General features: G+C 71.8%; 15 protein-coding genes. 8 read left to right on the top strand and 7 right to left on the bottom strand.

All coding sequences use genetic code 11. The annotated features are described in order from the left end of the window. Nucleotides 1-148: 148 nt before the first annotated feature. Both KHC27_RS00795 and KHC27_RS00790 read left to right on the top strand, forming a co-directional pair. The gene (locus KHC27_RS00795) at nucleotides 149-382 is read left to right on the top strand and encodes an NINE protein (RefSeq protein WP_213333931.1); all 234 of its coding nucleotides are present in this window, start codon (nucleotides 149-151) and stop codon (nucleotides 380-382) included. Between the two features lie 40 nt (nucleotides 383-422). After that, nucleotides 423-1,895 carry a cobyric acid synthase gene (locus KHC27_RS00790; protein ID WP_213333930.1) on the top strand — a complete coding sequence of 491 codons (1,473 nt, stop codon included), beginning with the start codon at nucleotides 423-425 and terminating at the stop codon, nucleotides 1,893-1,895. Nucleotides 1,896-1,981: 86 nt separating this feature from the next. Here the strand turns inward: KHC27_RS00790 and cbiB are convergent, their stop codons facing one another. Continuing rightward, nucleotides 1,982-2,977 carry an adenosylcobinamide-phosphate synthase CbiB gene (gene cbiB, locus KHC27_RS00785; protein WP_213333929.1) on the bottom strand — a complete coding sequence of 332 codons (996 nt, stop codon included), beginning with the start codon at nucleotides 2,975-2,977 and terminating at the stop codon, nucleotides 1,982-1,984. Nucleotides 2,978-3,084: 107 nt separating this feature from the next. Here cbiB and recQ point away from each other — a divergent pair, with 107 nt between their 5' ends. The 4 genes from recQ (at nucleotide 3,085) to tmpT (ending at nucleotide 7,309) form a co-directional block, all read left to right on the top strand. Beyond that, entirely contained in the window at nucleotides 3,085-4,917 is a 1,833-nt protein-coding gene (gene recQ, locus KHC27_RS00780) for a DNA helicase RecQ (protein WP_213333928.1), read from the top strand. Between the two features lie 121 nt (nucleotides 4,918-5,038). Further along, the gene (locus tag KHC27_RS00775; protein WP_213333927.1) at nucleotides 5,039-5,581 is read left to right on the top strand and encodes an SRPBCC family protein; all 543 of its coding nucleotides are present in this window, start codon (nucleotides 5,039-5,041) and stop codon (nucleotides 5,579-5,581) included. A 32-nt stretch (nucleotides 5,582-5,613) separates the two neighbouring features. Continuing rightward, the gene (locus KHC27_RS00770) at nucleotides 5,614-6,597 is read left to right on the top strand and encodes a YVTN family beta-propeller repeat protein (RefSeq protein WP_425514847.1); all 984 of its coding nucleotides are present in this window, start codon (nucleotides 5,614-5,616) and stop codon (nucleotides 6,595-6,597) included. Nucleotides 6,598-6,673: 76 nt separating this feature from the next. Further along, a complete protein-coding gene (tmpT, locus tag KHC27_RS00765) occupies nucleotides 6,674-7,309 on the top strand; it encodes a thiopurine S-methyltransferase (RefSeq protein ID WP_213333926.1) in 636 nt (211 codons plus the stop codon). A gap of 187 nt (nucleotides 7,310-7,496) precedes the next feature. Here tmpT and KHC27_RS00760 read toward each other — a convergent pair whose 3' ends face one another. Further along, nucleotides 7,497-8,600, bottom strand: a complete 1,104-nt coding sequence (locus tag KHC27_RS00760) for a sulfate/molybdate ABC transporter ATP-binding protein (protein WP_213333925.1) — start codon at nucleotides 8,598-8,600, stop codon at nucleotides 7,497-7,499. A gap of 179 nt (nucleotides 8,601-8,779) precedes the next feature. Here KHC27_RS00760 and KHC27_RS00755 point away from each other — a divergent pair, with 179 nt between their 5' ends. Further along, nucleotides 8,780-9,397, top strand: a complete 618-nt coding sequence (locus KHC27_RS00755; protein WP_213333923.1) for a GNAT family N-acetyltransferase — start codon at nucleotides 8,780-8,782, stop codon at nucleotides 9,395-9,397. 4 nt (nucleotides 9,398-9,401) lie between these two features. On the opposite strand, the gene fliJ is transcribed toward KHC27_RS00755, so the two are convergent. Further along, entirely contained in the window at nucleotides 9,402-9,800 is a 399-nt protein-coding gene (gene fliJ, locus KHC27_RS00750; RefSeq protein ID WP_213333921.1) for a flagellar export protein FliJ, read from the bottom strand. A 602-nt stretch (nucleotides 9,801-10,402) separates the two neighbouring features. On the opposite strand from fliJ, the gene ctrA reads away from it, so the two are divergent. Next, nucleotides 10,403-11,104 (top strand): response regulator transcription factor CtrA, encoded by a 702-nt coding sequence (gene ctrA / locus KHC27_RS00745; protein ID WP_213333920.1) that lies wholly within the window; start codon nucleotides 10,403-10,405, stop codon nucleotides 11,102-11,104. A 180-nt stretch (nucleotides 11,105-11,284) separates the two neighbouring features. On the opposite strand, the gene copM is transcribed toward ctrA, so the two are convergent. The 4 genes from copM to chpT form a co-directional block, all read right to left on the bottom strand. Beyond that, nucleotides 11,285-11,677, bottom strand: coding sequence for a CopM family metallochaperone (gene copM, locus KHC27_RS00740; protein WP_213333935.1), 393 nt, complete (start codon nucleotides 11,675-11,677; stop codon nucleotides 11,285-11,287). 71 nt (nucleotides 11,678-11,748) lie between these two features. After that, nucleotides 11,749-12,198: a hypothetical protein gene (locus KHC27_RS00735; protein WP_213333918.1), complete on the bottom strand. Its 450-nt coding sequence runs from the start codon at nucleotides 12,196-12,198 to the stop codon at nucleotides 11,749-11,751. A gap of 183 nt (nucleotides 12,199-12,381) precedes the next feature. After that, complete coding sequence (locus KHC27_RS00730) at nucleotides 12,382-13,188, bottom strand: chemotaxis protein CheW (RefSeq protein ID WP_213333917.1); 807 nt, start codon at nucleotides 13,186-13,188, stop codon at nucleotides 12,382-12,384. A gap of 178 nt (nucleotides 13,189-13,366) precedes the next feature. Beyond that, the gene (chpT, locus tag KHC27_RS00725) at nucleotides 13,367-14,011 is read right to left on the bottom strand and encodes a histidine phosphotransferase ChpT (protein WP_213333916.1); all 645 of its coding nucleotides are present in this window, start codon (nucleotides 14,009-14,011) and stop codon (nucleotides 13,367-13,369) included. Nucleotides 14,012-14,193: the final 182 nt, after the last annotated feature.

Here is a 14,193-nt window from a genome sequence, read left to right as displayed (position 1 = left end):
ATTCCGCAAGCCTTCGCAGCTATTTGCCGGGATTCTACGGAGTCGGGGTATAACATAAATTTCATCAAAAGCAAGACTTATCGGAATCTCTTGAAAACTATGAGTCGCTTCTTATTTTCCATCGACGACGCGATGGAGGGCGTCTGCAATGAAATCGACCCCGGTCGCCTATCTCTTCTGGTTCTTCGGCCTCATCGGCGTGAGCGGCATCCACCGCTTCTATGTCGGCCGCTACTGGACCGGCGCGCTGTGGCTGGTGACGTTCGGCCTGCTCGGCATCGGGCAGATCATCGACCTCTTCCTCATTCCCGGCATGGTGCGGGAAGCCAATCTGGAAGAGCGTGTCGAGCGGATGGAAGCGCTGACCGGCCGCCGCTTCTGAGCGGGAACCGCCCGCGCCCGCCGCACCGGGGCGCGCGCCGATGACCGCGCGCGCGCTGATGTTCCAGGGCACCGGCTCCGATGTCGGCAAGTCGCTGATCGTCGCCGGCCTCGCCCGCGCCTTCGCCCGCCGCGGGCTGGCGGTGCGTCCGTTCAAGCCACAGAACATGTCGAACAACGCCGCCGTCACCGCCGACGGCGGCGAGATCGGCCGTGCGCAGGCGCTGCAGGCCCGCGCCGCCGGCCTCGCGCCAAGCGTCCACATGAATCCGGTCCTGCTGAAGCCGCAAAGCGAGGTGGGCGCGCAGATCGTGGTGCAGGGCCGTGTCCACGGCGCCGCCCGCGCGGCGGAGTACCAGCGCCTGAAGCCGGGGCTGATGCCCTTCGTGCTGGAGAGCTTCCGCCACCTCGCGGCCGAGGCGGACCTCGTGCTGGTGGAGGGCGCCGGCTCGGCGTCCGAGATCAACCTGCGGGCGGGCGACATCGCCAATATGGGCTTCGCCCGTGCCGCCGGGGTGCCGGTGGTGCTGATCGGCGACATCGACCGGGGCGGCGTCATCGCCAGCCTCGTCGGCACGCAGGCGGTGCTGGCGCCGGAGGACGCCGCGCTGATCCGGGGCTTCGTGGTGAACCGCTTCCGCGGCGACCCCGCCCTGTTCGCCGAGGGCATGGCGGACATCGCCCGCCGCACCGGCTGGGCGCCGCTCGGCCTCATCCCCTTCTTCCCCGCCGCCGCCCGGCTGCCGGCCGAGGACGCCCTCGGGCTGGACGGCCCGCGTCCGGCCAAGCCCGGCGCGCGGGTGAAGGTCGCGGTGCCGATCCTGCCCCGCATCTCCAATTTCGACGATCTCGACCCGCTCGATGCCGAGCCGGGGGTGGAGGTGGTGCGGCTGCGGAGCGGCGCGCCGCTGCCGGCGGGCACCGACCTCGTGATTCTCGCCGGCTCGAAATCCACCATCGCCGACCTCGCGGCGCTGCGCGCCGAAGGCTGGGACGTCGACATCGCCGCCCATGTGCGGCGCGGCGGCCGGGTGCTGGGGCTGTGCGGGGGCTACCAGATGCTCGGCCGCGCCATCGCCGACCCGAACGGGGTGGAGGGGCCGCCCGGCCGCGTCGAAGGGCTGGGCCTGCTCGATATCGAGACCGTGCTGTCGGGGGAGAAGCGGCTCGTCCCGATCCGCGGCACCACCGCCGACGGCGTCGCCTTCTCCGCCTATGAGATGCATATGGGCCGCACCGAAGGGCCGGCCCGGGCGCGTCCGTTCGCGACCATCGAGGGCGAGGGGCCGGAAGGCGCGGTGTCGCCGGATGGCCGCGTCATGGGCACCTATGCCCACGGCCTGTTCGGCGACGACGCCCAGCGCGCCGCCTGGCTCGCCCGGCTCGGTGCCGGCCCGTCCGATGTCGCCTACGAGGCCGGGGTGGAGGCGGCGCTGGACGCCCTCGCCGAGCATCTCGGCCACTGTCTCGACCTCGACCGGCTGCTGGCGCTGGCGGCGCCGGTCCCGGCTTGAACCGATGGCGCAGGGGCGTGGTAAGCAGGCCCGCCGGGCCCCGTCTCCGCCGCCTGGCCTCCCCATCGACAGGGCGCGCGGCCGCCTCAGCCGAAGATGCGGCGCAGGAAGATCAGCTTGCCCACCGCCACCGCGCACACCAGCGCGACCAGCAGCGCGTCGGCGACGGTGTAGAGCCGCAGCGCGCGGCGGATGTCGCGGGCGGAAAGCTCGCGCCGGCCGTCGCGGTTCATGTATTCGTATTCGATCATGACGCCGTGATAGGCCCGCGGCCCCGCGATGGCGATGCCGAGCGCACCGGCCATCGCCGCCTCCGGCCAGCCGGCATTGGGCGAGCGGTGGAACCGGGCGTCGCGCCGGATCGCCCGCACCGCGCCGGCCGCCGAGCAGCCCGGCATCACCGCGGCGGCCATCACGATCAGCACGCCGGCAAGCCGCGAGCAGGGCAGGTTCACCAGATCGTCGAAGCGCGCCGCGGCCCAGCCGAAATAGAGATGCCGCGCGGTGCGGTGGCCGATCATGCTGTCGGCGGTGTTCACCGTCTTGTAGAGCGCGCCTCCGGTCATGCCGCCGGCCAGCACCCAGAAGGTCGGCGCCACCACCGCGTCGGAAAAGTTCTCGGCAAGGCTTTCGATGGCGGCGCGGGCGACCCCGCTCGCGTCCAGCGCATGGGGGTCGCGCCCGACGATGTGGGAGACCGCCTCGCGCCCGGCGGGCACGCTGGCCTGCAGGCCTTCCGCCACCCGCAGCACATATTCGTGCAGGCTGCGCTGGGCCAGCAGCGAGGAGGTGAGGATCGCGACCGGCACCACGCCGAGCGGCAGCAGGAACAGCGCCCGCTCCAGCGCGAACACCGGCAGCCCGACGATCGCCAGCAGCAGCACCAGCGAGAGGATGCCCGCCGCCCGGCGCAGGCGCGGCCCGCCGCGCTCGTCGTTGAGATGGCGGTCGAGCCAGCCGATCAGCGCCCCCGCCCACATCACGGGATGGCCGATCCGGGCCACCAGCCATTGCGGATACGGCACGGCGGCCTCGAACAGCAGCGCGAGTGCGGCTAAACCGAAGCTGAGCTCGAAGGGCATGCGAACCGATTCGCTGGATCCACGGGAGCCCGCACCATTTCCGGCGCCGCCGCCGGTATCAAGGGGTTTGCGCGGTCCGGCCGCGCCCCCGCCATCAGGACGAACGGATGAACGAGATCGCGCCGATCCCCCACCCCGCCTTGCCCCCGGCGCTGGACGCGCGGAAGCGGGCGGTGCTGAAGGAGGTGTTCGGCTTCGACCGGTTCCGTCCCGGCCAGCAGGAGGTGGTGGATGCGGTGCTGGCGGGCCTGCCGACCCTGGCGGTGATGCCGACCGGCGCCGGCAAGTCGCTGTGCTACCAGCTTCCCGCGCTGGTGCTGGGGGGGCTCTCCATCATCGTCTCCCCGCTCATCGCGCTGATGGACGATCAGGTCGCGGCGCTGAAGCTGGAGGGGGTGGCGGCGGACGCCATCCACTCCGGCAAGTCCCGCGAGGACAATGTCGCGGCATGGCGCCGCGCCGCCGCGGGCGAAACCCGCCTGCTCTACATGGCGCCGGAGCGCCTGCTCACCGACCGGATGCTCGCCGCCCTCGCCCGGCTGCCGCTCGGGATCGTCGCCATCGACGAGGCCCACTGCATCTCGCAATGGGGCCACAGCTTCCGCAGCGAGTATCTCGGCCTCGGCAAGCTGCGCGATGCCTTTCCCGACGTGCCGCTGGTGGCGCTCACCGCCACCGCCGACGCCGGCACCCGCACCGACATCGTGGAGCGGCTGTTCGGCGGGCAGGCCCGCATCTTCGTCTCCGGCTTCGACCGTCCGAACATCTTCCTCGCGGTGGAGGAGAAGCGCCGCCCCGGCGAGCAGATCGAGCGCTTCGTGCGCCAGCGCCCCGGCGCGGCGGGCATCGTCTACCGGCTCTCCCGCAAGAAGGTGGAGGAGACCGCCGCGGCCCTCAGCACCGCCGGTGTCCGCGCCCTGCCCTACCACGCCGGCATGAGCATCGAGGCGCGGCAGGCCAACCAGGAAGCCTTCCTCGCCGAGCCGGGCATCGTCATGGTGGCGACGGTCGCCTTCGGCATGGGCATCGACAAGTCCGACGTGCGCTATGTCGTCCACGGCGACGCCCCCGGCACGCTGGAAGCCTATTACCAGGAGATCGGCCGCGCCGGCCGCGACGGCCAGCCTTCCGAGGCGCTGCTGCTCTACGGGCTGGAGGACATCCAGACCCGCCGCCGCTTCATCGAGGAGGAGGCCTCCGAGCCCGAGCGCAAGCAGGTGGAGATGCGCCGGCTCGACGCCATGGTGGGCTTCTGCGAGGCGGTGACCTGCCGCCGGGCGGTGCTGCTGGGCTATTTCGGCGAGCGCGCCGGGCCCTGCGGCCAGTGCGACGTCTGCCGCAACCCGCCGCGCGTGGTGGACGCCTCGGCCTCCGCCCAGCTCGCGCTCCGGCTGGTGCGCGCCACCGGCGAGCGCTACGGCGCCGCCTATCTCGCGACCGTGCTGACCGGCGGCGTCACCGACCAGGTGAGCGCCCGCGGCCACGACCGGCTCGCCGAGTTCGGCGCCGGTGCCGACAAGCCTGTCGGCGAATGGCGCGCCCTGCTGCGACAGCTCGTCGCCACCGGCGCGCTTCACGCCGATGCCGAGCGCTTCGGCGCTCTGGTGCTGACCGAGAGCGGCCGCGCCATCCTCGGCGGCACCCGCGCCTTCACCTCCCGCGCGCCCTCGCTGACCCGCCGGGAGCGGACGCCGACCAGCGCCAAGGGCGCCGAGCTGGCCCCGGCCGAGGCCGAACTGTTGAGCCGCCTCAAGGCTTTGCGCCGCTCCATCGCGGCCGAGCGCAACGTGCCGGCCTATGTCGTCTTCGCCGACAGGACGCTGGAGGAGATGGCGGTGGAACACCCGCGCTCGCGGGCCGAGCTCGCCGCCATCCGCGGCGTCGGCACCGCCAAGCTGGCCGCCTTCGGCGCGGAGTTCCTCGCGGTGCTGAAGGACTGACCGTCCCACGGTGACGGTAGGACACCATCGAAAGACGGGTTCCCGAACGCCCGCAGGCCTGATTAGATGCTCGCCAACGGGCGCGCGACGCCCGACGCGACACTGTACCGGGATGGAAACGATGAAGATGAGCCTGATTTCGGCCGCGCTCGCGGCCGCCGCCGTGTTTGGCGCCGCTTCCGGGGCCGATGCCCACGGCCCCACCCGCCAGAAGGTGAGCGAGACCATCGAGATCAACGCCGCGCCGGAGAAGGTGTGGGCGGTGGTCTCCAACTTCCAGGACGGCAGCTGGATTCCGGTCGTCGCCAAGACCGAGGGCACCGGCGGCAACGCGCCCGGCGCCAAGCGCACCCTCACCCTCAAGAACGACGCCACCGTCGAGGAAGAGGTCGCCAAGTTCGAGCCGGAGAAGATGACCCTCATGTACCGGATCGACAAGGTCGACGTGAAGGTGCTGCCGGTCACCAACTATTCGTCCTGGCTGATCGTCACCCCGGCCGATGGCGGCAAGTCCAAGGTCGAGTGGCGCGGCGCCTTCTACCGCGGCTACCCCAACAACGACCCGCCGCCGGAGCTGAGCGACGAGGCCGCCGTCGCCGCCGTCACCGGCCTCTACAAGGCCGGCCTCGAAAACCTCAAGAAGCAGATCGAAGCCGGGAACTGAGGGTGCGGCGCCCGCGCCCCGAGGCCCCCGCCCTGCCCAGCCCGCGGCCGCCGGCACCCCGCCGCGCGGCCGCGGCGCTTCTCGCCGTGCTTCTGGCCGGCGCCCCGCCCGCGGCCGGCGCCGCACGGGCCGACGAGGCCTTCGTCACCTCGCAGCCGGCGGAGACGCTGAGCGTCGTCGACCTCGCCAGCCGCCGCGTCGTGGCGACGCTGGCCATAGCCGGCAAGCCGGCCGGCATCGCGGTGAGCCCGGACGGGCGCCGCGCCTTCGTCACCAGCCCGGACGGCAAGGCGCTGACCATCGTCGACGCCGCCGCCCGCCGCGTCGAGCGGCGCGTGGAGGTGGGCGGCGGCCCGCTCGGGGTGGCGGTGCATCCCTCCGGCTCGCCGGCCTATGTGGCGGACTGGTACCGCCACCGCGTGGTCGCGGTCGACGCGGCGAGCGGGCGGATAACCGGCGAGGTGGAAACCGGCGACTCGCCCTCCGGCCTCGCCGTGACGCCGGACGGGGCGCTGCTGGTGTCGGCGGACCGCGATTCCGACCAGATCAGCCTCATCGACACCGCCAGCCTCACCCGGCTCGGCACGATCGCCACCGGCAAGCGCCCCTTCGGGGTGACGATCGACGCCGGCGGCCGGCGCGCCTATGTCGCCAATGTCGCCTCGAACGACATCACCGTGGTCGACCTCGCCGCCCGCACCGTGGTCGCGACCGTGGCGGTGGGCGAGCGGCCCTATGCGGTGGCGCTGGCCGGCGGCCTCGGCTTCACCACCGACCAGTATGCCGGCACGGTGACGGTGTTCGACCTCGCGACCTTCGCGAAGAAGGCCGCCATCCCGGTCGGCGACTATCCCGAGGGGATCGACGCCTCCCGCGACGGGAGCGAGGTGTATGTCGCGAGCTGGGAAGCCAACACGCTGAGCGTCATCGACACCGCGACGCTGAAGGTGGTGAAGGAGATCGACATGGCCGACGGCCCCCGCGCCTTCGGCCTCTTCGTCCGGCGCACCGACTGAGCCGCGGGCGGCGCCTGTTGCCGCGCTGACGCGAAGCGCGGCTACCCTCGCGCGGATTCAGCCAAGGATGACGCCGATGGACGACACTTTCTGGCACGACAAATGGCAGCGCGGCGACATCGGCTTCCATGGCGCGCGGCCTCACCCGCTGCTGCAGCGCCATCTCGCCGCCCTTCATGTCGGCCCCGGGGCGCGGCTGCTGGTGCCGCTCTGCGGCAAGAGCCTCGACATCCACTGGCTGCTGGCGCAGGGCCATCAGGTCGCCGGGGTTGAGCTGAGCCGCGCCGCGGTGGAGCAGCTCTTCGCCGAGCTCGGCATGGAGCCGGCGGTCCACCACATGGGCCGCCTCGCCTGCTTCGAGGGCGACGGCCTGTGCGTGTTCGTCGGCAACATCTTCGATCTCGACGCCATGACGCTGATGCCGGTCGACGCCGTCTATGACCGCGCCGCCCTCGTCGCCCTGCCCGGCCCGCTGCGCCGGCGCTACACCCGGCAGATCGTCGAGCTCACCGGCGGGGCGCCGCAGCTTCTCGTGACCTATGAGCACGATCCGGCGGCGCTGGAAGGCCCGCCCTTTGCCGTCGACGCCACCGAGCTGGCCCGGCATTACGAGGCGGAGTACCACCTCTCCTGCCTGGAGCGCCGCGCGGTGGAAGGCGGCCTGCGCGGCCACCCCTCCTGCGAAGCCGCCTGGCACCTCGCGCCGCGCTGAAGGCCCCCGCCGCTCGACGGGCTAACCTCCGCGAAGAGGGTCCCAGTCCGCGCCCCCCGAGGGATCGACCCGCCCGCCCCCGCGCGGGGCTTCGGGCGCGGGGCGGCGAGGCCGCTGTCAGACGTTCAACGGGAAAAGCCGGCGGCGGCCGGCCGGTCCGCCGAGCCCGCGTCGCGCAAAGAGCGCCTCAGATCGCGTAGTCGCCGGTCTGCTGGGGCGGGGGGGCGCGGCAGTCCACCCCCGGCCCGCCGGAGGCGAACAGCCGGGCGCGGTCGAGCCGCACCGCCACCTTCTCGCCCACCGGCACCCGCACTGTGGGGGCGATGTCGGCCTCGAACAGCGCGTTGCCGACGCTCACTTCCACCCGCCGGATGGCGCCGTGGCGGCGGAAGCCGCGCACCTCGCCCTTCAGCCCCGGCGTGCCGGGAAGCCCCAGCGAGACGTCGTGGGGACGGACATAGACCAGCCCCGGCCCATCCGGCACCGGCAGGGTGGCGGCGGCGATGGCGGTGTCGCCGGCGATGGCGATGCCATCCCTCACCGCCACCTCGATGCGGCTGGATTCGCCCATGAAGCCGAACACGGTGGCGGTGGCCGGCCGGTCATAGACGTCGTCGGGGGTGCCGACCTGCTCGATCCGGCCCTTGCCCATCACCACCACCCGGTCGGCGAGCTCCAGCGCCTCTTCCTGGTCGTGGGTCACGAACAGGGTGGTGTGGCCGGTGCGGTCGTGCAGCTCGCGCAGCCAGCGGCGCAGTTCCTTGCGCACCAGCGCGTCGAGCGCGCCGAACGGCTCGTCCAGCAGCAGCACCTTGGGCTCGATGGCGAGCGCCCGGGCCAGCGCGACGCGCTGGCGCTGGCCGCCGGAGAGCTGGGCGGGAAAACGCCCGCCATAGCCTTCGAGCTGCACCAGCGCCAGCAGGTCCTCCACCCGGCGGCGGATCTCCGCCGCGGCCGGCCGCTCGCCGCGCGGGCGCGAGCGCAGACCGAAGGCAATGTTCTCCGCCACGTTCATGTGCCGGAACAGCGCGTAGTTCTGGAACACGAAGCCGATGCCACGCCGGCGCACCGGCACCGAGAGCGCATCATGCCCGTCGAACAGCACGCGGCCATGGCTCGGCTGCTCCAGCCCGGCGACGATACGCAGCAGCGTGGTCTTGCCGGAGCCGGAGGGGCCGAGCAGGGCGACGAGCTCGCTCGGCGCCACGTCCAGCGACACGCTCTCCAGCGCCGCCGCCCCGGCGCCACCGAACTGCTTGCCGACATTCTCGATCGTGACCGCGACCGTCATGAATTACTCATCATTCGTGTGAATATCTGATTTCACCAGAATATAACTGAAAATTCGGCTCTGTGAAGCGCCCGGCAAGTCGTCCGCGTGCCGGCGCCACCTCGCCGGACCCGGCGGGGACGACAACGGGGCGCGGTGCCGCCTTGCCAGCCGGGCCAAAGCTTTCTAGACCGGCCTTCATGAGCGACGCAGCCCCCCACACCACCCTCAATCTCGACGGCTACACCCCGCTGCCGCCGGGCAAGATCGCCTGCATCGTCACCTTTCTGGAGATGACGGAGCGCCCGGCCCCACTGCCCGAGACCGGCGATGGCGGCTTCACGCTGGAGCGGGTGACGAACCCGGCGCCGGGCTGGTACCGCGACCTGTTCCGCCGCATCGGCGAGGAATGGCTGTGGTATTCGCGCCTGCTGCTGGACGACGCGCGGCTCGCCGCCATCCTCGCCGATCCCGCGGTGTCGGTGAACGTGCTGCGGCGTGACGGGCAGGATGTCGGGCTGATGGAGCTGGATTTCCGCATCCCGGAAGAGGTGGAGCTCGCCTTTGTCGGGGTGGTGCCGGGGCTGGTCGGCAGCGGCGCCGGCCGCTTCATGATGAACCGGGCGCTCGATCTCGCCTTCGCCGCGGCACCGCGGCGGGTGCATGTGCACACCTGCACCCACGACCATCAGGGCGCCATCGGTTTCTACATGCGCGCCGGCTTCAGGCCGGTGCGCCGCGCGGTCGAGATCACCGACGATCCCCGGCTGGACGGGGTGCTGGCGCCCGGGGCGGCCCGGCATTTTCCGCCGCTGTAAGGGCTCAGGCGCTGGCGGAAATCCGCACGCGGCCGCCGCTGCCGCGGGCCGGCAGGTCGATGGCGTCGAGCCCGCGCTCGCGCTCGCCGAGCGCCTCGATCTTCTTCAGCTCCTCCTGCGCGGCCTCATAGGCGGCGCGGGCATCGTCGAGCTGCTGGGCCAGCTCGCCGGCGGAGGCGCGGAGATTGTCGCGCCGGGTGGCGGCGGCGCGGGCATAGGTGGGATAGGCGAAATGGTTGGGGTCGCTGATGCCGGCGCGCTGCTGCTCGGTGGCGATCTCGCGGTCGAGGTCGTGGGCCATGCGCTCGAACTCGGCGATCATCGTCTCGATCTGCAGGTACTGCCGGCGCTTCTCTTCCGTCTGGAAGCGCTTGAGGCGCACGAGGGTGTCACGGGACTTCATCGACGCGATACTCCGCTTGGCGCGGACGGCCCTCCGGGGTCGTCCTCGGCACTGCCGGCCGGAGCGCATGGGGCGCCGGGCTCGACGGGAACAGCATGGCGCCGACTGGTTGCCGGTTCCTTACGATGACACGCCGGGCGACGCCGCGGTGACGCTGGGTCCGGTGGTATCCGCCACACCTGTTGCAAATGAGCAACAAAACCGGTTGCCCCACGGGCGGTGGCGGCGGTAAAGCGCCCGTGCGCGACGCCATCCACAGGGATGGAAACGATTTGTTTACCGGCTCCGTTAATGATCGCGTCATCGTCCGGTGGTGCCGGGGCTTGGCGCAAAAGCGGAGTCCCGAGACTCACTTAGGCTCACTTGTTCATAAACCGCTGCAAGCCTGGTCGTTTCAGAATCCGATTTGAATTCAGGCCTTTGGGGGAAGACTCGGAGAAGCTCCGTCTTTCCCCTTGTGCCCGGGAATCGAGTTTTGTTACCCCTAGGGGTGGCGGGTGTCGAATCGGTGTGTCGAGCCGGGCGCGGGGCGAGTCAAGCCTGGCCACGCGGCCGGCCGGCGTTCTGCCCCTGGGGCCGTGGCGAGGGAAGGGGATTTGCAAATGCGCGTCTTGCTCATCGAGGACGATCGCGCGACCGCGCAGAGCATCGAGCTGATGCTCAAATCCGAGAGCTTCAACATCTACACGACCGACCTCGGTGAAGAGGGCGTCGATCTCGGCAAGCTCTACGACTACGACATCATCCTGCTGGACCTGAACCTGCCGGACATGTCGGGCTACGACGTGCTCAAGGGCCTGCGCGTCGCCAAGGTGAAGACCCCCATCCTCATCCTCTCCGGCCTCGCCGGCATCGAGGACAAGGTGAAGGGCCTCGGCTTCGGTGCCGACGACTATCTCACCAAGCCGTTCCACAAGGACGAGCTGGTGGCGCGCATCCACGCCATCGTCCGCCGCTCCAAGGGCCATGCCCAGTCGGTCATCACCACCGGCGACCTCGTGGTGAATCTCGACACCAAGACCGTCGAGGTCGGCGGCGCCCGGGTGCACCTCACCGGCAAGGAGTACCAGATGCTGGAGCTCCTCAGCCTGCGCAAGGGCACCACCCTCACCAAGGAGATGTTCCTCAACCATCTCTATGGCGGCATGGACGAGCCGGAGCTGAAGATCATCGACGTCTTCATCTGCAAGCTGCGCAAGAAGCTGGCGAACGCCTCCGAAGGCCGCAACTTCATCGAGACCGTGTGGGGCCGCGGCTATGTGCTGCGCGAGCCCAATGAGGTCGAGGACCGCATCCCGGCCTGAGCCGGCGGCACCAGCGCCCGCGCCGCACCCGGACGCTCCGCGAAACCCACCCGAAACCCCGCCGCCGGCGGGGTTTTGCATGTCCGGGCGGCAAAAGACGGCAAGGCCCCCTCCCCGGCACGGCCGGGCCCCGAAGGCCCCGGCCGGCGGGCGCGCGCGTTCAGCGCCCGGGGGACGCCGTCACTTGGCGTGATCGGCGATCCACGTCTTCAGGAAGGCGATCTCCGCCTCCTGCGCCTTGATGATGTCCTCGGCGAGCCGGCGCAGCTCCGGGTCCTTGCCGTATGTGAGCTCCACCTTCGCCATGTCGATCGCCCCCTGATGGTGGGGGATCATGCCGCGGGCGAAGTCGAGATCGGCATTACCGGTCATCGGCAGCGCCATGTCCTTGTGCATCTTCGCGTTGGCGGCCTCGAAGGCCTGCGAGGAGGGGCCGTCGTCCCCGCCGGCGCCGGCCATGCCGGGCATCATGTGCTGGGTGTGGTCCATCGGCATGGTCTGGGCCCCGGCCCCGGCGAGGCCGGACAGGGAGGCGCAGGCGAAAGCGGCGGCGAAGGCCGCGGTGCGGAACATGGTCATGGGATATCGTCCTGAAACAGGGTGGTTGGCGCGCCCCGGGGCGGGGCGCAGTGGCCGCGAAGCGTTCAGGCGAGGTAACGGGGTGGCGGCTCCGGCAGGGCGGCGCGCACGCCCACCAGAGCGGCGGGGGCCGGGGCATGCCAGCCGGCGCGGTTCAGGGCCGGCCCTGGTGCAACGAGGCCGGGCGCCGGGGCGAGGATGAAGCAGGCCAGGGCGCAGCACAGATGCCGGCTGTCGGCATGTCCGCCCGCCGGATCGGGCATGGCCACGGGGATTACGGCGACGGGCTTGGCGGCGAGGGGATTGGCGGCGAGAGGCATCACCGCGCCGTCCTGCGGTGCGCCGGCAACGGGCGCCGCGCCTTCGTGGCACGGCATGGCGGCGCTGGCCTGCGCCACCGGCAGCAGCATCCGGGCGGCGGCGAGCGCGGGCGCGGGCATCCCCGCCCCGACCGCCAGCAGGGCGAGAACGAGGGCGAGAGCGCGAAGGCGGGCCATGGCGCGCAGCAGCTTCATGGGGAAAACATAGCACGCCGGCCGGCATCGGCCAGCATCGGCCGATCACATCCGCGCGCCGGGGCGGCGCGAGCGGCGAAACGCGCCACCGCCGCCCTCAGCGCGAGGGCACTCGAGAAGACGGGCGCGGGAAAACCGGCGCCGAATGACGGCGTCGGAAAACCGGAAGACGGGCGCGGCCGCTCAGGCCGCCCGGGTGCCGCGCATCAGCACGCGGACGAGCCCGCGCATGTCGCCCGCCACCAGCACCGCGTCGAAGCCGGGCGGCACCACCGCGCCGGCCCGCCGGGCGATGCCCAGCAGCCGCGGCCGGTCGGCCGGGGCGGCGGCGCGGGTGGAGCCGAACAGGCGGTCCAATGCCGCGCCATAGGCGTCGAGATCGACGATGACGATGTCGTAGCGCCGCCCGCTCAGCGCCGGCGCCCGGGGGTCGTCGGCGAGCGAGACGTCGTAGCCCAGCTCGCGCAGCGCGATGCCCTGCCGCTCGCAGGCCTCGCCCGCCGGGGCGACGACGAGGGCGCGCAGGCGCTCGGCCGGCTTGCTGCGGGTGGCGGCGATGCCGATCGGCAAATGCAGCAGGATGGCGCGGGTGCCGCCGGCCAGCACCGCCATGCCGGCGATCATGTCGACGGCGGGCAGCGCGGCGCCGGAGAGGTTGGCCGGCAGCGGCACGATCTCCGCGCTTTCCAGAATGGGCTCGGCGTCGAGCAGAACGGTGCCGCGCACCCGCCCGGCCTGCCCCACCAGCAGCAGCGCCCCGGCGCGGCCCGGCTCGCGGCGGGCCTGCCCGGCGCGGGCGAGGCCCAGCCGGGCGGCGAGCCGCATCAGCGGCAGCCCGGTGCCCTTCAGCGTGCCGGCCTCCGCCATCAGCGCCAGCGACTGCCAGCGCTCGCCATCCACGGGCAGAAGCTCGACCACGCTCTCATAGGACAGCGCGAAGCGCATGCCATCGAGCGCGAAGACGAGAACCTCGGTGCGACTGTTCTTCATGGGACCGGCGGTGCTGCGTTGCGGGGCGTCCGTCACGAGCGGCGGACCTCGCGACTGTGCCGGAGCCGTGTAAACATTGTTTGAAGCTGAAGCCGAAAGCTTGAGCGACCCTGTGTTTGGTCGCGCCCGCCCGTGTTCAGTCCCGCACGGCCGCCGCCGTCTCTCCCCCTTCCCGGCCTCAGGCCGGGCGGGTGGCGATGACGACGCCCTCGCCTTCCAGCGCCAGCGCGATCCGCACCCCGACCTCGCGGGCCAGCAGCCCGGTGTAATGGGGCTGCACGCCATGGGCGTCGATGCTGCCGCCCTCCGAGGGCTCGCCGGCCAGCAGCCCTTCCAGATGCGGGGGGATGCGGGCATGCGAGCCGCAGGTGGCGATGCGGAAGCCGATCTCCTCGCCCTCGCCGGTCTGCTCCACCGCCATCACCCCGCCGCGCGGAATGGTGGCGCCCGCGACCATCAGCAGGTTCAGCAGCAGCTTCACCCGGTTCTTGGGGAGATAGGCGCGCGGCACGCTCCACTCCAGCGTGGTGCGGTCGTCCTGGATGAAGCCGCGCGCCACCTGCTCGGCATCGCCGGTGTCGATCTGCGCCCCGGCCGAGCCGGCAGCGCCGAAGGCGAGCCGGGCGAACTGCAGCCGGGCCGAGGCCTGCCGCGCGCTCTTGGCGATGAGGTCGAGCGCGAAGGCCTTCATGCTCGCGTCGTTCTCGTCCTCCAGCACCTCCAGCCCGTTGACGATGGCGCCGACCGGGCTGATCACGTCGTGGCACACCCGCGAGCACAGCAGCGCGGCGAGATCGAGCTTGTCGAGATTGACGGCGGTCATCGGGAGGTTTCCATCACGTTGGCGCCGCCGGTCGGGCGGAGGCACGGGCCTGCGAGAAGGTCGAATCGCGGCGGGGCATACGATCCGGATCGCGCGTGTGATACACCGCCCGGCCGGGCCCGCCAACATGGCGGGCGCCGCCGCCCTGTCCCGCCCGCCGGCCGCGCGCCGCTTCGGAATCC

Source organism: Ancylobacter lacus (assembly GCF_018390635.1).
GTDB classification, from domain to species: domain Bacteria; phylum Pseudomonadota; class Alphaproteobacteria; order Rhizobiales; family Xanthobacteraceae; genus Ancylobacter; species Ancylobacter lacus.
This window is presented reverse-complemented; position numbering and strand designations above follow the sequence as displayed.